12 protein-coding genes, 1 other RNA gene and 1 pseudogene are annotated in these 23539 nt (G+C 53.9%); 1 reads left to right on the top strand and 13 read right to left on the bottom strand.

Translation table 11 applies throughout. The features are described 5' to 3' along the window. Nucleotides 1-16: 16 nt before the first annotated feature. Nucleotides 17-1456: an aldehyde dehydrogenase family protein gene (locus FFI95_RS01105; protein ID WP_144820503.1), complete on the bottom strand. Its 1440-nt coding sequence runs from the start codon at nucleotides 1454-1456 to the stop codon at nucleotides 17-19. Between the two features lie 105 nt (nucleotides 1457-1561). Here FFI95_RS01105 and FFI95_RS01100 point away from each other — a divergent pair, with 105 nt between their 5' ends. Then, nucleotides 1562-2446 (top strand): LysR family transcriptional regulator, encoded by an 885-nt coding sequence (locus tag FFI95_RS01100; protein WP_144820502.1) that lies wholly within the window; start codon nucleotides 1562-1564, stop codon nucleotides 2444-2446. A 64-nt stretch (nucleotides 2447-2510) separates the two neighbouring features. Here FFI95_RS01100 and FFI95_RS01095 read toward each other — a convergent pair whose 3' ends face one another. The 12 genes and pseudogenes from FFI95_RS01095 to smpB all read right to left on the bottom strand — a co-directional run bounded on the left by FFI95_RS01095 (nucleotide 2511) and on the right by smpB (nucleotide 23524). Next, nucleotides 2511-4097 (bottom strand): BCCT family transporter, encoded by a 1587-nt coding sequence (locus tag FFI95_RS01095; protein ID WP_144820501.1) that lies wholly within the window; start codon nucleotides 4095-4097, stop codon nucleotides 2511-2513. A gap of 648 nt (nucleotides 4098-4745) precedes the next feature. Next, nucleotides 4746-7901, bottom strand: a complete 3156-nt coding sequence (locus FFI95_RS01090; RefSeq protein WP_144820500.1) for a type I restriction endonuclease subunit R — start codon at nucleotides 7899-7901, stop codon at nucleotides 4746-4748. Between the two features lie 22 nt (nucleotides 7902-7923). Further along, nucleotides 7924-9789: a putative DNA binding domain-containing protein gene (locus FFI95_RS01085; RefSeq protein WP_246069319.1), complete on the bottom strand. Its 1866-nt coding sequence runs from the start codon at nucleotides 9787-9789 to the stop codon at nucleotides 7924-7926. Further along, a complete protein-coding gene (locus FFI95_RS15425) occupies nucleotides 9786-10022 on the bottom strand; it encodes an AlbA family DNA-binding domain-containing protein (protein ID WP_246069317.1) in 237 nt (78 codons plus the stop codon). The genes FFI95_RS01085 and FFI95_RS15425 overlap by 4 nt, the downstream gene beginning before the upstream one ends. Nucleotides 10023-10952: 930 nt before the next feature. After that, entirely contained in the window at nucleotides 10953-13718 is a 2766-nt protein-coding gene (locus FFI95_RS15345; protein ID WP_186311947.1) for an N-6 DNA methylase, read from the bottom strand. Nucleotides 13719-14316: 598 nt separating this feature from the next. Further along, entirely contained in the window at nucleotides 14317-17472 is a 3156-nt protein-coding gene (locus tag FFI95_RS01075; RefSeq protein ID WP_144820499.1) for a type I restriction endonuclease subunit R, read from the bottom strand. 11 nt (nucleotides 17473-17483) lie between these two features. Further along, nucleotides 17484-18491: a virulence RhuM family protein/type II toxin-antitoxin system death-on-curing family toxin gene (locus FFI95_RS01070; RefSeq protein ID WP_144820498.1), complete on the bottom strand. Its 1008-nt coding sequence runs from the start codon at nucleotides 18489-18491 to the stop codon at nucleotides 17484-17486. 214 nt (nucleotides 18492-18705) lie between these two features. Further along, a complete protein-coding gene (locus FFI95_RS01065) occupies nucleotides 18706-19413 on the bottom strand; it encodes a hypothetical protein (protein WP_246069315.1) in 708 nt (235 codons plus the stop codon). Then, a complete protein-coding gene (locus FFI95_RS15415; RefSeq protein WP_144820497.1) occupies nucleotides 19414-20850 on the bottom strand; it encodes a restriction endonuclease subunit S in 1437 nt (478 codons plus the stop codon). Further along, nucleotides 20840-22555 (bottom strand): annotated as a pseudogene (locus FFI95_RS01055) (class I SAM-dependent DNA methyltransferase). The gene FFI95_RS15415 and the pseudogene FFI95_RS01055 overlap by 11 nt, the downstream one beginning before the upstream one ends. A gap of 64 nt (nucleotides 22556-22619) precedes the next feature. Next, nucleotides 22620-22984: a transfer-messenger RNA gene (gene ssrA / locus FFI95_RS01050) on the bottom strand. A 60-nt stretch (nucleotides 22985-23044) separates the two neighbouring features. Further along, nucleotides 23045-23524, bottom strand: a complete 480-nt coding sequence (smpB, locus tag FFI95_RS01045; RefSeq protein ID WP_144820496.1) for an SsrA-binding protein SmpB — start codon at nucleotides 23522-23524, stop codon at nucleotides 23045-23047. Nucleotides 23525-23539: the final 15 nt, after the last annotated feature.

Raw genomic sequence — 23539 nt, 5'->3', positions numbered from 1 at the left:
GGCGTTCCTCCTTCTCTCAGGCCCGCACGTAGCAGGTTTTAACAACCGTGTAGAACTCACGGGCATACTGACCCTGTTCCCGGGGGCCGAAGCTGGAGTTTTTGCGGCCGCCAAAAGGCACGTGATAATCAGTGCCAGCTGTGGGCAGGTTCACCATGACACACCCGGTCTGCGCACGCGCCTTGAAGTCGGATGCATACTTGAGAGAGTTGGTAATAATGCCCGCGGTAAGTCCATACTGGGTGTCGTTCAGAGTTGCCAGTGCGGTTTCATAGTCCGGCACCCGGATCACACAGGCAATGGGACCGAATACTTCCTCACGGTTGATCGCCATGGTATTGGATGTGTCGGTGAACAGTGCCGGGGCCATATAGTAGCCTTCAGTATCCACCTCCACTCGCGAGCCGCCAAAGGCAAGCGTGGCGCCCTCTTTCTGGCCGCGCTCAATCCATGCCAGGTTGGACTCCAGCTGGCGTTCGTCGGCGATGGGGCCAATCTGTACGCCTTCTTCCAGCGCATGCCCGACCTTTGCCTGCTCAAGTCGCGCCTTCAGCTTTGCAACAAACTCATCATGCACCGCATCCGTTACAATCAGCCGGGAAGAAGCCGTGCACTTTTGACCACTGCCGGAGTAGGCACCGTTGAATGCAGCTTCTACTGCAAGGTCCAGGTCGGCATCATCCAGTACCACCAATGCGTTTTTGGAGCCCATTTCCAGCTGGCACTTCACCAGGTTGCCTACGGTAGCAGCAGCCACCCGGCGGCCCACTTCCAGAGAGCCGGTAAAGCTGACGGCCTGTATATCCGGGCTGTTGATCAGGGTTTCGCCGACATCGCTGCCGGAGCCCATTACAAGGTTGAAGGTGCCCGCAGGCAGGTCCTGCTTGCTGATGATTTTTGCCAACTCCCAGGCACTGGCCGGCACCAGGTTGGCAGGTTTGAAGACGACCGCGTTGCCAAACGCCAGCGCAGGTGCAATTTTCCAGACGGCGGTCGCCATCGGGAAGTTCCACGGGCTGATAATACCGACAACGCCAAGAGGTTCGCGCCGGGTATCAACTTCTACTCCCGGACGCACAGACTCGGTACGCTCGTCAATCTGGCGCAGTACCTCGGCCGCGTAGTAGTGGAAAAACTGACCCGAACGGTAAACTTCACCCTGACCCTCAGCAAGCGGCTTACCCTCTTCCCGGGACAGCAGTTCGCCTAACTCGTTCTTGCGGGCAATTAATTCGTCGCCAATCGCCATGAGCACCCCGTAGCGCTGTTCCAGGCCGCTGGTGCTCCAGTCAGTAAAGCCCGCCTGGGCCGCACGAATCGCTTCCTTTGTCTGCTCGGAACTGGCCTGATCAAACTCGCCGATCACGTCGCTGAGATCGGAAGGGTTGATGTTCTTGATACGGGTGGCTCCGGCGACCCACTGACCATGAATATAGAGCGGATGTGAGTTAGACATAAATGCCTCCTTAGTTGTTGTGTATTCATGGTAGCCAAGATGCAATAATAAGGATAATCAATAATAGAGATCATATGGTAAGAAATTTTTATCAGGTGGAAAGCCATGTTGCCAGAGTTGAAAATACAGCCGCTACGCTATGTGATAACCGTGGTTGAAGAGGGGAGTTTCCACGGGGCGGCGAGAAGACTGCACCGCAGCCAGCCGGCCCTGTCCATGGCCGTTCGGGAACTGGAACAGCGCCTTGGGCAGAATATTTTTGAGCGGGGCGTGAAAAACCGGCTCACACCTTTCGGGGAATACTGTTTACCAAGGTTCCGTGATCTGATTGGCCAGCATGACCGCCTGGCCAAAGACGTTGTGAACCATGCCAATGGTCGACAAGGGCATATCCACCTTGCAACCGTGCCTTCTGTGGCCAGCCGCATCATGCCAGCGTTTTTGGCACGGTTTCTGGAACAGTTTCCGGGCCTTAATATCAGTCTGCATGATGAGAATGCCTTTTACGTATGCCAGATGGTGGCACACGGCGAGGTGGAGCTGGGCATTACCAGCCTCTGGCAGAATGACGGAGAGTTAGAGTACACCCACCTGTTTGAGGACAACATAGGGGTTGTGTGTCGTCAGGACCACAAGCTGTCGGCCTTCAAGTCATTAAACTGGCAAAGCTTGCAGGGTGAAAAACTGATTGGAAATGGGACTTCCCGGTTACTGATGAGCACGGAAGCAGCGGAAATGGTGGAAAACAGTGAGTTTTATATTTCTAACATGATTTCACTGACGGCCATGCTGGAGGCAGGAGCCGGAATTACCACTCTGCCAAGACTGGCATTTCCCGAGCACAATGAAAACCTGTGCTTTATCCCGCTAGAGGATCCAGGCGTAGTGCGTCGTATCGGGCTGGTAAGGGCAGAGAATCGGGCGCTTAGCCCGGCAGCTCAGGCGATGCAGGCGTTTGTGCTGCAGGAGCTGCAGGATAAGGAAAGATAACTGCGGGGGTCAGCTCCTCCTGGTCAGAAGCAGGGTGCTTTTAACCAGGAGGGCTGAAGCGGGGTTATCCAGCTTCCGGTAACTCAGCTTTCTGATCGCTGATCAGCCCCTGTTCCCGTGCCATGGCATAGGCCGCTTTCGGGCCTTGCCACAGAGAAGGAAGAATAATCAGGGACACAGGAATTGCCGTAATCACAATGAACTGCTGAAGTGCGCCGATCTGTCCGGCTCCCATGTACAGCAGGATGCCGGCGGTGACTGCCATGGCCAGACCCCAGAATGCCCGCACAAAGGTGTTGGGCTGATCGTGGCCGGAGCTTACCACTGCAATGGAGTAGCTCATGGAATCCCCGGTGGTGGCCACAAACACAGTGGTGAGTACCAGGATAGCCAGGGCCATGAAATCGCCGCCGGGCAGTGCCTGAGCCACGGTGAGGGTTGCCACATCAAAGCGGAAGTTATTCAGGGCTTCGGTGAGGTCAATGACCCCGTTGAGCTGATAGAAGATGCCTGAGCCGCCGAGCAGAGTGAACCACATGGTGGTTGCGATCGGAGCCATAATAGCCACCGCCAGAATCATCTCGCGGATGGTCCTGCCCCGGGAAATACGGGCCACAAAGATCGCCATCAGCGGCGCATAGCCGATAAACCAGGAGAAGAAGAACACGGTCCACCACTGCATCCACCAGTCCGGAGCTGTGTCAGACGTCATGGAGACCATGGTCATAAAGGACGACACATACTCACCCATGCTCTGGAAATAGGTGTTGGTGAGGTACAGGGTCGGGCCGAACACAAAGATAATGGCAGCAATGGCCAGAGCCAGGAACACGTTCATCCGGCTGAGGAACTGGATGCCCCGGTGCACGCCCGTCATCGCGGAAGTGATGTAGATCAGAGCAAGAACGAGAAGAATCGCCATCTGCGAGGTGATGCCGTCGGTCAGGCCGAAGAGCTCACTGAGACCGAAGCTCATCTGGGTGGCGAGGAAGCCGATAGGGCCAACGGTGCCGGCGACAATGGCGATCACACAGCAGGCATCGACCACACTGCCCAGCCAGCCGCTCATGATGCGCTCCCCGAAGACCGGGTAAAGAATGGTTCTGGGCTGCAGGGGCTTGCCCTTCACATAGTGGGCGTGGGCGAGAACGATGGACACCAGCGTACCCAGTACGGCCCAGGCGAGGAATCCCCAGTGCATGAACGATTGCGCCATGGCATTGGAGACAGCGGCCGCTGTGCCTGGTTCAGTGTCAAAGGCCGGCGGAGTGACCACAAAGTGATAGATGGGCTCGCCTGCGGCAAAGAAGACACCGCCACCGGCCAGCAGGGTACACATAATAATGGAGAGCCAGCGGAAGGTGCTCATTTCTGGCTGGGCCAGGTTGCCGATTTTCGCTTTGGCGGCCGGCGTACAGGCCAGGCCGATGGCAATAAAGAAGGTTGCCAGCAGCAACATCTGGAAATAGGTGCCGAATATTTTGGCCGTCCAGGCAAAGCCACCGCTGATAACATCAGCAACGCCCTGGAGATCAAACAGCGAAAACCCAATGAACAACAGAACAAAGCCCACACTGAGCGTAAGTACTATCGGATCGCCAAGCTGGGCGATTGAATAATCCCCCCCTTGCTTGAGATTATCGTTCTTCATAAAAGAAGCCTTTGTCTTTAATTGCTTTTGCTTGCCGGTATATCAGGCAAAGCCATTCAGGATGATTTTTGCTGCCATTCAGAGCCGGTCTGTACCGGCAGCCACTGATTTTGGATCAGTACTATCACTGATGCGGGGCGCGACAATGCCATAAAGTTAGGATGAATACCAATTAAGTTGACAAAACTCACGCATTGAGAGCTTGTTTGTTAAAGGTCGGTTGTTGCTTTTGAACTGGACTGAGATTTGCTGCCGGTGGTTTCACAGCCGGATAATGTAACCAAAAAGCCACTGGCGACCAGGCTTATCGTCAGGGCTTTAAATGACCACTGAGCAGTTCGCATTGATGTCGTCATGTCTGATCCTCATGCGTGGTTGAGGGCAACGGTTCGCAAACGTTTAAGACCCTTCTACACCAATGCGAACTACATCCCGGTTCGGGAAAATGTGTTCCTTATTGCTGAAACATAGTTTTTGCAACTAAATCCGTCAAGGTGTGGTTTGGTTTTATGGGGGGAATTAATATGCGGGGCATAAAAAAGCCCCGGCTGGCGGGGCTTTTTGGTTCCTTATGTACGGTGCTCTCCGCCGGCAGATCTCGATCTTGTCCAGCTGGCCATCGAAAGCCTCGGTGTAGTAATTCATTACTCACCTCGTCCAATGATTCGATAAAGCTTCAGCCTGCTCCATAACCAGCTCAATAGCAGCAGGTGCCTTATCAGGTGGATACTTGTAACGCTGCAGTGTTCGCCGCACCAGAATTCGCAACTTGGCTCGCACGCTCTCCCGCACCTGCCAGTCCACGGTGGTGGATTTGCGCAGCTTGTCGGTAATCTCTACAGCGATCTTCTTCAGAATCTCGTCACCCAGCTCACGCACGGCACTTTCGTTGCTGGCGAGGGCATCGTAGAAGGCCACTTCATCAGGATTCAGGCCGAGTGCTGCGTCACGTTCCATTTCAGCCTGGAACTGCTTGGCCATGGCGATCAGCTCTTCTATGACTTGAGCTGTTTCAATCCCACGGTTGTTGTACTTGCGCAGCGTCTCCTGGAGGCGGTCAGCGTATTTCTTTTCCTGCACCACGTTGTTGCGTGTCTTGGCCTTGATGTCGTCCTTCAGCAGCTTTTCCAGCAGTTCCACGGCAAAGTTCTTGTAGGGCATTTGCCGTACATCTTCCAGGAACTCCTCGGAGAGCAGGCCTATGTTGGGTTTGTCCAGGCCACAAAGCGCAAATACATCCGTAACACCACCACCAATCAAGGCGTTGTCTAGTATCTGCTTCAGGGCGGTGTTCTTTTCTTCCTCGGTCAGCTTTTTGTCCACGCTGGTGAACTTGGTGATGGCAGTTTTCACCTGCGACAGAAACGCCACTTCCTTTTGCAGCGCTTGAGCTTCGTCCAGAGTAGCGCACAGGGAGAATGCTTTGTTCATGGCCAGCACGGTATCCAGGAAGCGCTTCTTGCCGTCTTCCAAACTGAGCACGTAGTTGGCGGTGGGAACCAGGAACTTGTGAGGCTCTGTTTCAAATCCGCTATAGCTGAAGCCCTCGCCTTTGGGCCCGGGCGCAAACATTCCGTGGATGATGTCCAGCTTCTCCGCCAGGATAGCGTAGGCTTCCTCCGCGCTGTGGGTAGGGGAGCCCTTGCCCTTCGCGTCGGTGTACGTTTTCAAAGCCTGTTTCAGCTCGTTGGCGATACCGATGTAGTCAACCACCAGCCCGCCGGGCTTGTCTTTGAATACACGGTTAACTCGGGCAATGGCCTGCATCAGGTTGTGGCCCTTCATGGGTTTGTCCACATACATGGTGTGGCAACAGGGCGCATCGAAGCCGGTGAGCCACATATCCCGCACGATCACCAGCTTGAGCGGGTCGTTGATGTCTTTGAAGCGCTTCTCGAATCGCTTCTTGATCTGCTTGTTGTGAATGTGCGGTTGCAACAGAGCCCGGTCAGAGGCAGATCCCGTCATCACAATCTTGATCGCGCCTTTCTCGGGATCGTCGTCGTGCCATTCCGGCCGTAATTCCACGATCTCGTTATACAGGTGAACCGCAATCTCCCGACTCATGGCCACAATCATCGCTTTGCCGTCGATGGTGCTGGAGCGGGTTTCAAAGTGGTTTACCAGGTCTTCTGCCACCTGTTTCAGACGGGGGCCGGCACCGACCAGTTTCTCCAGCCGGCTCCATTCACCTTTGGTTTTCTCACGACTGCCAACGTCTTCGTCTTCCTCGACCACTTCCTCAACCTGGTCAGACAGTTCCTCGATCTGTTCGCGGTTAATGTCCAGCTTGGCCAGACGGGATTCGTAGAAAATAGGCACGGTCGCGCCATCGTCCACGGCATCCTGAATGTCGTAGATGGACACGTAATCGCCGAATACAGCGCGGGTGTCTTTGTCTTCGCTTTCGATGGGGGTGCCGGTAAAACCGATGAATGAGGCGTTGGGCACGGCATCGCGCATGTGGCGGGCGTAGCCAAACTTGTATTTGCCATCCGTCTTGAGAGTGGCTTTCAGGCCATACTGGCTACGGTGTGCCTCATCCGAAATCACCACGATGTTATGGCGGTCGTTAAGCACGGGGTGGCCGGTTTCATCGTTCAGCAGGGCGAACTTCTGCACCGTGGTGAAGATGATGCCGCCGGATTCCCGCTCAGACAGCAGGCGGCGTAGGGTATCCCGGTCGTCGGCCTGTACCGGTTCCTGTTTCAGTAGCTCCTTGGCAGCGCTGAAAGTGGCGAATAGCTGACCGTCCAAATCGTTCCGGTCGGTGACAACTATCAGTGTGGGGTTGTTCATCTCCGGCTGTTGCAGCAGCTTACCGGCGTAACAGCACATGGAAATACTCTTGCCGGAGCCCTGGGTGTGCCAAACTACACCGGCCTTCTTGCTGCCCGGCAGAACCTCGTCACCGTAGGTGGCGCGCTTCTCGCCAATGCCATGCTGGCTCATATCCTGCGCGGCAATCACCGTGGCCTTCACCGCTTCACGCACCGCATGGAACTGGTGATAGCCAGCAATCTTTTTGATCAACTTGTCGGAATCCGTCTCGAAGATCACGAAGTAGCGGATGTAATCCAGAAACAGTTGCCGGTCGAAGAAACCGCGCACCATGGTTTCTAACTGCCATTCCATAAGCGGCTTGTCGTCTTCGTGCTTGATGGTGCGCCAGGGCATATAACGCTCCTGGCTGGCGGTAAGAGAGCCTACACGAGCCAAGTAGCCATCACTGATGATCGCGGCTTCATTGTAAGCGAACAGATCGGCGCATTCGTCTTTATAGGTCTGAATCTGATTGTAGGCATCCCAGATGTTCACGTTCTCGGCGCCTGGGCTTTTCAGCTCCAGCACCGCTAGAGGCAAACCGTTGATAAAGCAGATTACATCCGGACGGCGAAGCTGCTTGGAACCTTCAATCGTGAACTGGTTGATAGCTCGGAAGCGGTTGGCGGCCAAATTGCTGAAATCCATCAGAAACGCCTGGTCGTGAACCACCTTGTCGTCGCGTTTGTACTTTACAGGCACACCATCGAGCAGCATGTGATGGAACTCTTGGTTGTTGACAACCACATCCAGGCTTTGTGGCTTACGTACCGCCTCAACCACTTCCACCACCGCGCCCTGGGGAAGGTGAGGATTAATGCGGCGAATGGCCGCTTCAAGATCCGCCAGCAATAATACCTGCCGGTAGTCGGCTCGTTCTGGGGCTTCGCCGTCTGGGGCTATATCTGGCCCGTGGCAAACTTCCCAGTCGCCTTCGGCGAACCATTCCAGGCATTGTTGTTCCAGCTGATCTTCAGTCATACCGTACTACCTTCTCGGTTTCTTACCTTTGGACTTCCTGCAAGGAGCTTGTCGTAATGTAGGCCTGCCGCTTGTCATTCGGCGTTTGTGGAAACGCCAGCGTCAGTGACTTGTCATCTATCATCGTACTCAAATACTGGTGTCGCAGCGTATCTGCAGTCCGTTTTAGAAGTTCAGCAAGGCAGGACCGGGTCACGTACTGCCCATCGCAGAGCTGCAAAATGATTGTGCGCATGGTTTCTGGATCTAGGCGCTTACTGGTGGCGGACGGCTCTGCGACCGATTTGAGCCTTGCGTAGAAGTCTGGTGAAAGGTTCTCCAGATCATGAATGGCCGGCGCTTGCAGTGCGGGTGAAATCAATCGCCCGAATTCATCACGGTGATCTGTAGCCAATTCGCTATCGCCGGAGTAGGCAACGCTGTTATCCACCGCAAAGCTCTTATCGCCGGAGTAAGGCTGCTTATCACCGGAGTAGATTTGCTTGTCGCCGGAGTAAGCTGCCTTATCGCCGGAGTAGCTGATGTCGCTTGCTGATATATCCACGATTTCATTTTGGTCCGCACCAATGGGCACTCCGAATACTTGTTCCGGGGTGGGTATGCCCGCGCCCGGGAGATGGTAAACCGCACCTCGACCCCGGCCATTGGTTTCGAACATTGACTGCTTGACCAGCGATTGCAGTGCCAAGGTGATGTCGTGAGAGTGATCGGTGGTGATTTCCGAAATACGACTGTGGGATACCACTTGCTCGGTGGCCGCCGTGGCAAGAATCAGACGTTCCAGTCTTGGGAGGGTTCTGTAAGACTCGCCAAACCGGTCTGCGAGCTGCTGCTGAATTTCCTCCGGCATCAGCTCCAGCATTCTCAGTTCTAGTAGCGTTTGTGGTGGTTCGTCGATCTCGTAAAGAGCAGGACGGCGCCAATGGCGCCAATTCCAGCCACTGAAAATTTTGGGTATACCGGAGCCTGCGCGCTCACCCAGCCCGATCATAAGGAACATCTGGTGCATAATCCGGTTACGGCAGTCTGATTCGCCACCCTTGACTGCTCTGTCCAACGGAATTCGCATGTCGCCTGGGTTCCGGAAACCCAGCATGTCTGGGCGCTTTACCACCAGTACCGATACCCGGCCTGAGAAGTCTGCGTGTACCAGCGTATTAACCAGTGCTTCCCGAATGGCCTCGTGAATAGGGGTATCATCTCGTCTTTGGCCAGACTTCAAACGGAAAGGGACTTTCAGGGTGTCTGGGTTGGTTAGTTTGCGGTAAACGATGCGGTAGAAATCAAAAAGGTTACCGGACCAGGTGCCATCCGGCACAAGGCGATCAACCCAGCGCAACTCTGTTTTTGCTTCCGGGCGCTCCTGGTAATCCACAAAGTAGTGCGGTGCGGCTTCCTGGATAGCATCCCAGGTACCAAACATCAGCAAGCCAGCAAGTGTCAGACCTTCTTCTCCAGTCTGACGATCTTTACGCCATCCGTGCAGCTTCTTTAACAACCCGAAATCATCTTGATCCAGAAACGGATGTCCTGGTTTGGCGTCTTTCAGCATCTGTCGGTAAACGCTAAGGCTCTGCTTATCGATATCGCTCCAGCCAAAACCTGTGAGGAGCTTGCTGTCGCGGTCGTCTTCGACTTGCTCAGCCAGCATTCGTTTTACGGTTTCATCGTCGCAGGCCCGGTCGCCTTCATGCAGCCGGCGGAAGGTATTCCGATTGAATGGTGTGCTCCCCAGATAAACAGGTTTTTGCTTTCGTGAAGCCTGCGGTACGGAAATCTTAATAATTGATTGCCCAGCTACATCCAATACCTCAACGTCCGAATCCTGAAGCAGGTTCGCGCTGACTTTGCTGGGGTTGTTCAGGGTATTGAATAGATCCGTTATCACCTTTTCAGTTTGCTGCACGCCTTCAATATTGAAGTGCCCCTGGGTTTTTCTCTGAGCCCCAATAACACCAGACCACCATTGGTATTGGCAAAAGCACTGTAGGTCGCCCAAAAATCTTTGGGTAAGTTGCCTTTTCCATCGCGACCACCTGCAAGTTTGCATTCAAGCTCGGCAGACTCTGTAAGGTCAGATAGCCAGTCGGTTATGGTGTCCGGAGTGAGGGTTTTTTTCATATAAATGGCTTGTTTGTTTCGGCAAAATGCATTTTTTGCATAATGCTCATTTTTGGAACTTTAAAGGCTGCACGCAGCCAATGTGGTTCAACATTATCAGAGGCTTGTTAGCTATTCAGCATCTGGGGCCGGTTCTTTGTTCAGATCGGTGCTTTTAAGCGCGTGCCTGACCTTTTCCAGCGGCTCGTTACTGAACTATCCGGAAATGCCGGAAGGTTCGAAAAAGTTTCATCCAGGCAGTATTTGCAAAACCTGCAACAACGGAACTGCTAAGGATTCTTTAGCAGTTCTGTCTGTTAAATCTTTAGCGCCTCTTTTGCCGGCACGGCCTAGTTCAGTCGTATTCACAAGTACGGGCATCTAAACGAACTGCCAAGGATTCCTCGGTAGTTGAGTTTTGCCACACGCCGTCCCGGCCGCGGTCATGGATTCGAGTGCGGTGATGCGGTTGGAGGCAGGGTTGATTTTAAACATTGGCCAGTTCCTCAGTTCCTGTTAGCTGGGGCTCTGCGCCTGATACGGAGAGTTCGCCGGAGAGGAGTTTGGGTAGTAAAGAATCTCTTAGCGAGACAAGTGACGCGGACTCTCGATTGTGCGAAGTGGCAAGCATGTAAAACGACCTCACATGCCCAGAGAATTGCTGCATCAGATCAACAGGAGGGACTGCCGTTGCGAACTGCATAATTGCCTTCTTGTCACCACGAGGCATTTTTGCGCCTTTTGACGTGAGCATCATGTACTCAAAAAAACTATCTTGGTACAAAAGGTTGAATAGATACTCGTTTGTGCCGTTGTGTCTGGGCGTAAATCCAAGTACATCGGGTGAGCGACCGCCACTGAAATTGGCTAACCATATCTTTTTGAAGTAAGGGCGGATGTTCGAGATCAGTATTTCGCCAGGCTCAAAACTCGGCACTGAGGCGGAGGAGGTCAAGGATGAGGCGAGGCAGACTCCCTTTCTATTTTCGAGCATATTCTCTGTCGAGATGTACTTTCCAGAGATAGCTCATCTTTTGAAACACGGCTGTTGGTGAAGACCGCAATGTCGTTTAGAGTGCCATAGACCCACCCCTCCGGAATCTCCCCCAGCTCACTATCCTGCATAGCCGACGGAAATAGTTCGGCGGTGGCGCGAAGCTCGGCGTATCGCTCGGGCTGTTCGGCCTGGAGGCGGGTTAGCGCCGCTTGAGCGCCTGCGGCGGATGCGTCAGCACCGAATAAAGAGGTGCCGGAAATGGCCCGCATGGCGGCGAGCAGGGCGTCTTCCTCGCTGCCGCCGGCCTCTAGTGCGGCGATCTTGGCTTTGACCGGCTCGAAATCGACAAACCAGCTTTTGAAGACGGTCTGGGCCATTTGTTCGAGGGTTCGGTTAATTTGGCGATTGATTTGAATTTTTTCATTCAAGCTAGTATCGATCGCTTCAATGGAGCGCCTGACGTTCTTGGGAGGCAAAACTATTGGCAGCTCCCTAACATCTCTTAGATTAAGGGTTTTTTGAACTGTTGTGTTCGCGCGAACATCAAGAAAATGTTTTGCGGCTTGAGATTGAAGGCAGATATTGATCCAGTTGCTCCCAACCTCGGTGTGGGGTCGGATCACTGCAATAGCTCTTGGAACATTCCAGCCGGCTAGATCGTTCGGCGCAACCACACTCTGACCGGTGGAGCCGACCAGTGTCAGGAGAACTTCGCCTCCTTTTAGCGTTGTCCTCTCGTATTTATTGGCTATCTCGGGCGCGACTTTTAAAACGTCGTTTAGATCAAGTTGGCCATTACGGAAGTTGTTAACCCGCAGGATGGGAATGCCGTCTTCGACATGCTGGCCTGGCTGAACAATACCGTAAGAGATAAGCTTATCTTCGGTGCAATCAATAAGCTGCTTTACAGTCCAGCCTGTGGGAGTTGGTGCGTAATCGTCGATAAATTGCTCAGAGGCCATAGCCCAACCCCCCCCAAGATTCCGCTTAATCTCAGCCTCCAGCCGATCACTCTCCGCAAACTGCTCCCGCAACTGCCCGGTCAACCGCGCCATCTTTTCGGCAAACGGTTCGCCATCGTCTTCCTGCTCTTGTGCGCCGACATAACGCCCCGGCATCAGCACAAAGTCGTGCTTCTTGATCTCATCCAGACTGGCAGATTTGCAGAAACCGGCGATGTCTTCGTAGGCTGCTCCCGGCGTCCTGCCTTCCGCGGCACTAGCACATCCCTGTGCGTCGCCTTCGCCTTTTTGCCAGGCATGGAAGGTGTCAGCGATTTTGGCGATGTCGTCGTTGGTGAAGTCCCGCAGTACCCGGTCGCGCATGTACCCCAGGCCGCGGGCATCTATGAACAGGAACTCTTCCCGGCGGTCGCGCTTTTTCTCGTTACGCACCATGCCGTTGGCTTTGTCTTTGGTCAGGAACCAGATGCAAGCGGGGATCTGGGTGTTGGTGAACAGTTGGCCGGGCAGGGCGACCATGCATTCCACCAAATCTTCTTCCACCAGCCGTTTGCGGATTTCGCCTTCGTTGTTGGTGTTGGAGCTCATGGAGCCGTTGGCCAGCAGCAGGGCCATGCTGCCGGTGGGTGCCAGATGGTGGAGCATGTGTTGCATCCAACCGAAGTTGGCGTTGCCCTTGGGCGGGGTTCCGTATTTCCAGCGCACATCTTCGGCGAGAGATTCGCTCCACCAATCCTTGATATTGAACGGCGGGTTGGCCATCACAAAGTCGGCGCGCAAATCCGGGTGCTGGTCGTCCAAAAACGTATCGGCGTTTTTCTTGCCGAAGTTGAAGTCGATGCCCCGAATGGCCATGTTCATGGCGGCCAGTCGCCAGGTGGTGGGGTTGGACTCCTGGCCGTACACGGAGATGTGCTTCTTCTGTTCGCTGGCGTCGTAGTGTTGCTCGCTAGCGTGCTCTTCGATGAACTTGTCGCTGGAGACAAAGAAGCCGCCTGAGCCCATGGCGGGGTCGTACACCCGGCCGGAGTAGGGCTGTAGCATTTCCACAATCAGGGTAACGATGCTTTTGGGGGTGTAATACTGGCCACCCTGCTTGCCTTCGGCGAGGGCGAACTGGCCCAGGAAGTATTCGTACACATGGCCGAGAATGTCTTTGCTTTGCAGGTTCAGCTTCTCGCCATCCAGCACAGGCTTGGTGAAGGAGGTGTCGGAGAAGGTGTTGATCAAGCCCAGCAGCTTGTCGTTGTTCAGCTGGTACTGGCTGATGCGGTTGAGAATGCCTTTAAGCTTTTTGTTGTGCGTCTCAATGGCTTCTAAGGCGTTATCAATCAGCCAGGATACAGAGCGCAGCTTAACGTCATTGCCCGCGTCGTCCTGCCAGAGTACGGTGCCCACGGGCAGCACGGCTTTTTCTTTCAGGGTGTTCCAGCGGGCGGCTTTGGGTACCCAGAACACGTTGGCTTCGCGGTAGTAATCCAATACTTCCAACTCATCGCTCAGCGCAGTTTGATATTCCTCTTCGCTGTCGAAATCGTCCCGGGGGAGATAGTAGATGTTGTCATCGCTGTCAGTATTGAATAACTCCAGCAACTCTTCCTGGCGTTCCTCGAAGGCATCGGACACGTATTTGAGAAAGATCAGGCCGAGCACAACGTGCTTGTAGTTGGCAGCGTCCAGGTTGGCGCGCAGCTTGTCGGCGGATTTCCAGAGTTTGTCGTCGAGGGCTTTGAGGAACTGTTGTTCGGGGGTGTTCATTGGCCGGTTATACCTTTTATAGCCATAAAAAAAAGCCCCTGAATTTCAGGGGCTTTTTGTTTGATTGGTGGAGACGGCGTCCACTTAACACAAAGTTTAAGTCCTTGATATATTTAGTTTTTGATTTTGGTGGTGTGAAGTTTTACCCACATTCTTACCCACAAAGAGTAGGCGCTACCCTAATTTTCGAAAGGTGTCGGAAGCCCAGCTTTGCGGGGTGCTCATCCGGTAATGCTACATCGTAGAAAATTTGCAGACCATGAAATTTACCCGGCCATGGTTACTTGAAGTACCGCCCAAGGCAAATGGTCATCGGGTGTTTGAGTATGTCATGCTCGTTTGCCGGTACTTGATTTATTGATCCTTTTTAAATAGGTACATTGGGTTCCACTGAGCAATGAGGATGTATTGCAATGCGGAAACAACGGATATCGATGCAGCGCCAACGATTAGCCCTACGAGAAAGCCGAGAGCTCCTTCGTTAACAGCGAGGACGCCCGATATCCCGATTGTGTAGATAAATGCGCATAGCATTAAAACTTGCAATATCCTGTTTTTCATTTTCTCTTCCCCATTTGTGGTTTCAGGTAATAATTTGTTACTTCGTCCAATGATTCGATAACGCTTCCGCCTGCTCCATCACCAGCTCAATCGCGGCAGGCGCCTTATCCGGCGGATACTTGTAGCGCTGCAATGTCCGCCGAACCAGAATCCGCAGCTTGGCCCGCACACTCTCGCGCACCTGCCAGTCCACAGTGGTGGATTTTCGCAGCTTGTCGGTGATTTCCACGGCGATTTTCTTCAGGATGTCGTCGCCCAACTCCCGCACAGCGCTTTCGTTATAAGCCAAGGCATCGTAGAAGGCCACTTCGTCTGGGTTCAGGCCAAGGGCGGCGTCGCGTTCCATTTCTTCCTGGAACTGCTTTGCCATGGCGATCAACTCCTCAATCACCTGGGCGGTTTCGATGCCCCGGTTGTTGTACTTGCGCAACGTCTCCTGCAGGCGATCAGCGTATTTTTTCTCCTGCACCACGTTGTTGCGGGTCTTGGCTTTGATGTCGTCCTTGAGCAGCTTCTCCAGCAGCTCCACCGCGAAGTTCTTGTAGGGCATCTGCCGGACGTCTTCCAGGAACTCGTTGGAGAGCAGGCCGATATTGGGTTTGTCCAGACCGCACATTTCAAACACGTCGGACACACCGCCGGCCACCAAGGCGTTATCCAGAATCTGCTTGAGCGCCGTGTTCTTTTCTTCCTGGGTCAGCTTCTTGTCCACGCTGGTGAACTTGGTGATGGCGGTTTTCACCTGTGACAGGAACGCTACCTCCTTCTGCAGTGCCTGGGCTTCGTCCAGGGTGGCGCAAAGGGAGAAGGCCTTGTTCATGGCTAATACCGTATCAAGGAAGCGCTTCTTGCCGTCTTCCAGGCTGAGCACGTAGTTGGCGGTGGGCACCAGAAACTTGTGTGGCTCGGTCTCGAATCCGCTGTAGTTGTAGCCCTGGTCTTTGGGGCCGGGCGCAAACATGCCGTGGATGATGTCCAGCTTCTCCAGCAGGATGGCGTAGGCTTCTTCGGCGCTGTGGGTGGGCGTGCCCTTGCCCTTGGCGTCGGTGTACGTTTTCAGGGCCTGCTTGAGTTCGTTGGCGATGCCGATGTAGTCCACTACTAGCCCGCCGGGCTTGTCCTTGAACACCCGGTTTACCCGGGCAATGGCCTGCATCAGGTTGTGGCCCTTCATGGGCTTGTCCACGTACATGGTGTGGCAGCAGGGCGCATCGAAGCCGGTCAGCCACATATCCCGAACGATCACCAGCTTGAGCGGGTCGTTGGTGTCCTTGAAGCGCTTCTCGAACCGTTTCTTGGTCTGCTTGTTGTGGATGTGCGGCTGCAGAAGGGCTCTGTCAGAGGCGGATCCGGTCATAACAATCTTGATGGCGCCCTTCTCCGGATCTTCGTCGTGCCACTCCGGGCGCAGGGCGACAATCTCGTTGTACAGGTGAACCGCAATCTCCCGGCTCATGGCCACAATCATGGCCTTGCCGTCGATGGTGCTGGAACGGGTTTCAAAGTGGTTTACCAAATCTTCCGCCACCCGCTTCAGGCGCGGGCCAGCGCCGACCAGTTTCTCCAGCCGACTCCATTCGCTTTTCGTTTTCTCGCGGCTGCCAACGTCTTCGTCGTCCTCAACTACTTCCTCCACCTGCTCAGACAGTGCCTCGATCTGTTCGCGGTTGATGTCCAGCTTGGCCAGGCGGGATTCGTAGAAGATGGGCACGGTCGCGCCATCGTCTACGGCATCTTGGATGTCGTAGATGGACACGTAATCACCGAACACGGCGCGGGTGTCCTTGTCTTCGCTTTCGATGGGGGTGCCGGTGAAACCAATGAACGAGGCATTGGGCAGGGCATCTCGCATGTGACGGGCGTAGCCGAATTTGTAGGTGCCGTCTTTCTTTAGGGTGGCTTTCAGCCCGTACTGGCTGCGGTGGGCTTCGTCTGAGATCACCACGATGTTGTGGCGGTCATTCAGAATCGGGTGGCCAGATTCGTCGTTTAGCAGGGCGAACTTCTGTACCGTGGTGAAGATAATGCCGCCGGATTCCCGCTCCGACAGCAGCCGGCGCAGCGTATCCCTGTCATCGGCCTGCACCGGTTCCTGCTTCAGCAATTCCCGAGCGGCGCTGAAGGTGGCAAACAGCTGGCCGTCCAGGTCGTTGCGGTCGGTGACCACAATCAGAGTGGGGTTGTTCATCTCCGGCTGTTGCAGCAGCTTGCCGGCGTAACAGCACATGGAAATACTCTTGCCGGAGCCCTGGGTGTGCCAAACTACACCGGCCTTCTTGCTGCCCGGCAGAACCTCGTCACCGTAGGTGGCGCGCTTCTCGCCAATGCCATGCTGGCTCATATCCTGCGCGGCAATCACCGTGGCCTTCACCGCTTCACGCACCGCATGGAACTGGTGATAGCCAGCAATCTTTTTGATCAACTTGTCGGAATCCGTCTCGAAGATCACGAAGTAGCGGATGTAATCCAGAAACAGTTCCCGGTCGAAGAAACCGCGCACCATGGTTTCTAACTGCCATTCCATAAGCGGCTTGTCGTCTTCGTGCTTGATGGTGCGCCAGGGCATATAACGCTCCTGGCTGGCGGTAAGAGAGCCTACACGAGCCAAGTAGCCATCACTGATGATCGCGGCTTCATTGTAAGCGAACAGATCGGCGCATTCGTCTTTATAGGTCTGAATCTGATTGTAGGCATCCCAGATGTTCACGTTCTCGGCGCCTGGGCTTTTCAGCTCCAGCACCGCTAGAGGCAAACCGTTGATAAAGCAGATTACATCCGGACGGCGAAGCTGCTTGGAACCTTCAATCGTGAACTGGTTGATAGCTCGGAAGCGGTTGGCGGCCAAATTGCTGAAATCCATCAGAAACACCTGGTCGTGAACCACCTTGTCGTCGCGTTTGTACTTTACAGGCACACCATCGAGCAGCATGTGATGGAACTCTTGGTTGTTGACAACCACATCCAGGCTTTGTGGCTTACGTACCGCCTCAACCACTTCCACCACCGCGCCCTGGGGAAGGTGAGGATTAATGCGGCGAATGGCCGCTTCAAGATCCGCCAGCAATAATACCTGCCGGTAGTCGGCTCGTTCTGGGGCTTCGCCGTCTGGGGCTATATCTGGCCCGTGGCAAACTTCCCAGTCGCCTTCGGCGAACCATTCCAGGCATTGTTGTTCCAGCTGATCTTCAGTCATACCTTAAGTCCTTATTCCCCGATGGGCTCCTTCAGCAGCAAGAAATGCTCAATCAGCCGGATCATCAGTGTTTTCTGATCCGGCAGGCTTTCCGCCACCAGCAGGGCCAAGGCCACCAGGGTGTTATCATTAATCAGTTGTTCTACCGGCCGCGCCAGCAAAACGGCGTTGCGGCGCAGATACCACAAAAACAAAAACGAGCCGCAGCGCTTGTTGCCGTCGGCCAGCGGGTGATTCTTGATAACAAAGTAGAGTAGGTGAGCCGCGCGCGTAGCCACGTTCGGATAAAACAGTTCATCGCCAAAACCTTGCTCAATCGTCGCCAAAGCAGACGCCAGACCATCACCCCGTAGCTGACCAAACAGCTCGGTGGCTTCGCCTTTGGCTATAAGGGTTTGCTTGAGCTCGCCAATGGCCGTGAGCGCTTCATCCAACTCCAGCGGCTGCATATCCGGCTGCTTGATGCCTACCTCGGCCAGCTGTTGTTCATCGTAGCCTTGCAGCAGACTCCAGGAGCGGGCGTAATCGCTGATCACCCGGGCAACGGCTTCGCCTTCGTTAGATACCAAACCTTGATTGGTCAGAGTGCGGCTCAGTAGGTTTACGGCTTGCTCAAACTCGATGCCACGTTCGGTCAGGCGGCGCTGGTTGAGGGTATAGCCCTGAACTAGGTGGTCTTTGAGAACCTGGGTGGCCCATTTGCGAAATTGTACGCCACGATGGGATTTCACCCGGTAGCCGACAGAGATGATCATGTCCAGATTGTAGTGATCAATCTCCCGCTGAACCTGTCGCTTGCCCTCTTGGCGAACTATCCGGAATTTCCGGATAGTTGGCTCCTTCTCCAATTCACCCTCATGGAACACATTGCCCACGTGCTCGTTGACGGTTCGCACGTCTTTGCCAAACAGCTCCGCCATTTGGATTTGGCTGAGCCAGACCGTTTCCTGTTCCAGCGCCACTTCCAGCTGCGCTTGACCATCGGTTGAGGTGAAGATTCGTACTTGTTGTTCAGTCATGACAATTCCTTGTCGTTGTTTGCTTTCAAACCGCTCAGCATAGCTATTACTTCAGGCCTCATACTCAAGATTTGGTTTTGTCCCGAGACGCGTGGCTTTCGGCGCTTGCGTATAATTCTCCGGCCATTTTCTTGGGTAGTTGCACCGGGTGGACCCGAAGTTGTTGAAGTGTTTTGCTTCCTTTGAGCTAATGCCGTCTTCCGAGGGCTTGCTTTTATTCATCTTCGAAGTTTCCCTTCTTCTTTTGAATAACCGAGCTTTCGAGTTTATTGGCCTCAATAAGGCAGGCTACTCGTCTGACTTCGGGCTTTAATGCTCCAATCTGTTTGCCAACCGAGTTAACTGAATCAACAAGTTTGAGTAGGTGCGGCTTATTGATGAATCCTGGCAGGTCAGCGTAGGGTTTTACATCGAGCAAAAATTGATCGCAATATTCTTTTGCACCATCCAATTGCTTCCACTCAAGTTGTATATTGAAAGGCTCTATCGGCTGTTTGTCTTTATCCGGCTGAGGATTCTTCGGCGCAAAGAGTTGGTAACCGATAGCGAAGAAAATCGATATTTTCCCATCTTGAGGAATTGTTGCTATCGGGCCTCGGCGCTGCGAACAGTCCAGTATTAAGTCGTACTTCGCAAAATTTTCGGGGTCTCCCTTGAATCGAAAGTAGACATCTTTTGCAGGGCCTTTTCCGACGTTCGAAATGGCAATGTTTAGGCCGCCAGTGCCATCCGGATGCGGCTCGAAATAAGCGATGAGCTGAGGATTCGAACCAGCTTTTCGGAGTAACCGGTTTTCTCGCCACAGGAAGAGAGTCAGGGCAGCAATCGCGAGGGTTGAGAATCCACTGAGAACTGCTGCCAGGTCTTTCCAGTTCTCCATGTTACTGACCTTCTGAAGAAAGCTAGCTAGCCATTCAGTCATCTATATTTCCAATGCCGGAGTTTTCAGTTCGCCTGAGAGGAGCTTGGGAAGTAGTGTATCGCGTAGATCAGACAAGGTGGTGCTCTCCAGCCGAAGCTCAATCTGTTTGTCCAGAAGATTGCCCAAGAACTTGCCAGCATTCTCAATTAATTGTCGATTTGGAACTGCGCATAGGGCGCGCTTTAGGTGCTCTCGCTTTATATGGCCCATTGTTACTGCTTTGTCTGCAGCGATGCGCTGGAATTCTTCCAGATGATGTCGGGTGAAGTGGAAATACAACCATTTCGGATAGTTCTCAGAGGTCACCTTGAACAAGTGCTGGTTTAGTGCGGCCCTGCCTCCACACCATGTATCAACCATCAGTGAGCCAGACCAAGAAAACACAATATCACCATTGTCGATGATGCAATCGGGCTTGATATTTGGGGATGCTTTTTCTTCGTGATCTGCGTAGCCCTTCTTGAGTTGGGCGATTTTTACCACCGGCAGGTAATCGTCTTCGTTATTAGGTCGGAATTTTTGGAGGGCTAGTCCGTTCTGATACTTTGCTATCTGATCAAGAGCCGAGCATTCCCACCCCTCAGGAATCTCCCCCAACTCACTTTCCTGCATAGCCGATGGAAATAGCTCGGCGGTGGCGCGAAGCTCGGTGTATTGTTCGGGCTGTTCGGCCTGGAGGCGGGTTAGCTCCGCTTCGCCTTTACCGGAAATGGCTTGCATGGCGGCGAGCAGGGCTTCTTCCTCGCTGCCGCCGGCTTCCAGTGCGGCGATCTTGGCTTTGACCGGCTCGAAATCGACAAACCAGCTTTTGAAGATGGCCTGGGCCACCTGTTCGAGGGTTTGGTTGGTTTGGTGGTTGAGTTGGATTTTGTCATTCAAAGATTCCGCTTGGGCAGCTACCAATTTCTGGAAAGCAATTGGTGGAACAACTATCGGTAACTTCAGCTGGCCGGTTATTCCTAAATACGCTCGAGTGGAGCCAGAACCTGCCCAGAGGGCGAGTATAGATTGAAAAAAATGCGAGTCGAAATATGCTTTTAGATAGTTTGGGACGAGCTTTTGGGAGTCCAGAACCCGGTAATACGTGACTTGAGGTGTCAGCATTAGAAATGGGTATTCTGATGCCTGAACAATGGCCGTTCGGCCAATAGTCGCTTTATGTGATAGCAAAACGTCTCCGGCTTGCGCAAACCCTTTGCGTAGGCTGTTTGCCTGTACTTCGGATATGAATTTGCAATTGCTCAGATCTACTTGGCCACCCTGAAGGTCTGATGCCATTACAAAAGGAATCCCGTGCTCCACGTAATCAGAAGCTTTGGGGTGAATGCCGCCATGATTTCCGTCCAGAGGCTTCGCTAAGGCACCTGAACTCACTAGCTGGTCTACAGTCATTATTTGCCAGCCATCTGGAAGCGATACAGACTCATCAAAGCTCATATCCTAGCCCCTCAAGATTCCGCCTAATCTCAGCTTCCAGCCGGTCACTCTCCGCAAACTGCTCCCGCAGCTGCCCGGTCAATCGCGCCATCTTCTCGGCAAATGGCTCGCCGTCGTCTTCCTGCTCCTGAGCGCCCACATAGCGCCCTGGCGTCAGCACAAAGTCGTGCTTCTTGATCTCGTCCAGGCTGGCGGATTTGCAGAAGCCGGGGGCATCTTCGTAGCCTTCGCCTTTTTGCCAGGCATGGAAAGTGTCGGCGACCTTGGCTATGTCCTCAGCGGTGAAATCACGCAGCACTCGGTCACGCATAAAGCCCAGGTTGCGGGCATCGATGAACAGGAGCTCTTCGCGGCGATCGCGCTTTTTCTCGTTGCGCACCATGCCGTTGGCTTTGTCTTTGGTCAGGAACCAGATACAAGCGGGGATCTGGGTGTTGGTGAACAGTTGGCCGGGCAGGGCGACCATGCATTCCACCAGATCTTCTTCCACAAGACGTTTGCGGATTTCGTCTTCGTTGTTGGTGTTGGAGCTCATGGAGCCGTTGGCCAGCAGTAGGGCCATGCTGCCGGTGGGTGCTAGGTGATGAAGCATGTGTTGCATCCAGCCAAAGTTGGCGTTGCCCTTGGGCGGGGTGCCGTACTTCCAGCGCACGTCGTCGGCCAGGGATTCGCTCCACCAATCCTTGATATTGAACGGCGGGTTGGCCATCACAAAGTCGGCGCGCAAATCCGGGTGCTGGTCGTCCAAAAACGTATCGGCGTTTTTCTTGCCGAAGTTGAAGTCGATGCCCCGAATGGCCATGTTCATGGCGGCCAGTCGCCAGGTGGTGGGGTTGGACTCCTGGCCGTACACGGAGATGTGCTTCTTCTGTTCGGCAGCGTCGTAGTGTTGCTCGCTAGCGTGCTCTTCGATGAACTTGTCGCTGGAGACAAAGAAGCCGCCTGAGCCCATGGCGGGGTCGTACACCCGGCCGGAGTAGGGCTGTAGCATTTCCACAATCAGGGTAACGATGCTTTTGGGGGTGTAATACTGGCCACCCTGCTTGCCTTCGGCGAGGGCGAACTGGCCCAGGAAGTATTCGTACACATGGCCGAGAATGTCTTTGCTTTGCAGGTTCAGCTTCTCGCCATCCAGCACAGGCTTGGTGAAGGAGGTGTCGGAGAAGGTGTTGATCAAGCCCAGCAGCTTGTCGTTGTCCAGCTGGTACTGGCTGATGCGGTTGAGAATGCCTTTAAGCTTTTTGTTGTGCGTCTCAATGGCTTCTAAGGCGTTATCAATCAGCTAGGATACAGAGCGCAGCTTAACGTCATTGCCCGCGTCGTCCTGCCAGAGTACGGTGCCCACGGGCAGCACGGCTTTTTCTTTCAGGGTGTTCCAGCGGGCGGCTTTGGGTACCCAGAACACGTTGGCTTCGCGGTAGTAATCCAGCACTTCCAGCTCTTCGGTCAGCGCAGTTTGATATTCCTCTTCGCTGTCGAAATCGTCCCGGGGGAGGTAGTAGATGTTGTCGTCACTGTCGGTTTTGAACAGCTCCAGCAGTTCTTCCTGGCGCTCCTCGAAGGCATCGGACACGTATTTGAGAAAGATCAGGCCGAGCACAACGTGCTTGTAGTTGGCAGCGTCCAGGTTGGCGCGCAGCTTGTCGGCGGATTTCCAGAGTTTGTCGTCGAGGGCTTTGAGGAACTGTTGTTCGGGGGTGTTCATTGGCTGGTGATACCTTTTATAGCCATAAAAAAAGCCCCTGAATTTCAGGGGCTTTTTGTTTGATTGGTGGAGACGGCGGGAATTGAACCCGCGTCCGCCAGTACTATGCCTTGAGATCTACATGTTTATGTCCTTCTATTGTTTTAACCTCAAGCGACCCGAAGGCCAGGGTGCAAGAGGCGAGTTCTTTAAATCTTAGCCGTTAGCCAGTGAACTCTGGATAACGGAGCATCCCGTATGCGATGACGTCCTGAGATGTTGCTTCCGGGCTACGGGAGACCCGGTCAGGACGACTAGCAAGCTTACGCTGCTAGTGCGTAGTTTTCGTCGTTTGCGACTATTGCATTGCAGCTTTGGATTTACGAGATTCGCTGCCATCTCGACATGCACCCAAGGGTTCGCCACCGGCGTCGAAGCCATGTCGTCCCCTTACTTCTAGTATATGTGGGCATCTTGCCTGACTTCAAGGTCTGTCTGAAAAATAATCACTCAGGCGTTGGCATCCCGCATAATACGTTGCTTCTGGCGGTTCCAGTCTCTTTCCTTTTCTGTGGCGCGCTTATCAAACAGTTTCTTGCCTTTAACCAAAGCAATTTCACACTTCACTTTATTTCTTTTCCAGTAAAGTGCCAGGGGCACACAGGTTTTGCCGGCCTGACTGGTTTCCCCGATCAGCTTGGCCAATTCCTTGGCGTGTAACAGCAGTTTCCGGGTTCGCGTCGGGTCAGCAACGACATGGGTGGAGGCCTCGGTAAGAGGTTGAATGTGCCCACCCAGCAAAAACGCTTCGCCATCTTTCAGTAACACGTAAGCGTCGGTTATCTGCCCTTTGCCGGCTCGCAGGGATTTTACTTCCCACCCAAGCAGGGCGATACCCGCTTCAAAGCGTTCCTCAATGTGATACTCGTGTCTCGCCTTCTTGTTCAGGGCGATGGTACTGCTCTTTGTACCGGGCTTTTTCTTGCTCATGAATACTGTATCCGG

Source organism: Marinobacter piscis (assembly GCF_007671655.1).
In the GTDB taxonomy this organism is placed as follows: Bacteria; Pseudomonadota; Gammaproteobacteria; order Pseudomonadales; family Oleiphilaceae; genus Marinobacter; species Marinobacter piscensis.
The sequence above is the reverse complement of the archived record's forward strand: the minus strand, read 5'-3'. Positions and strand labels throughout refer to the sequence as shown.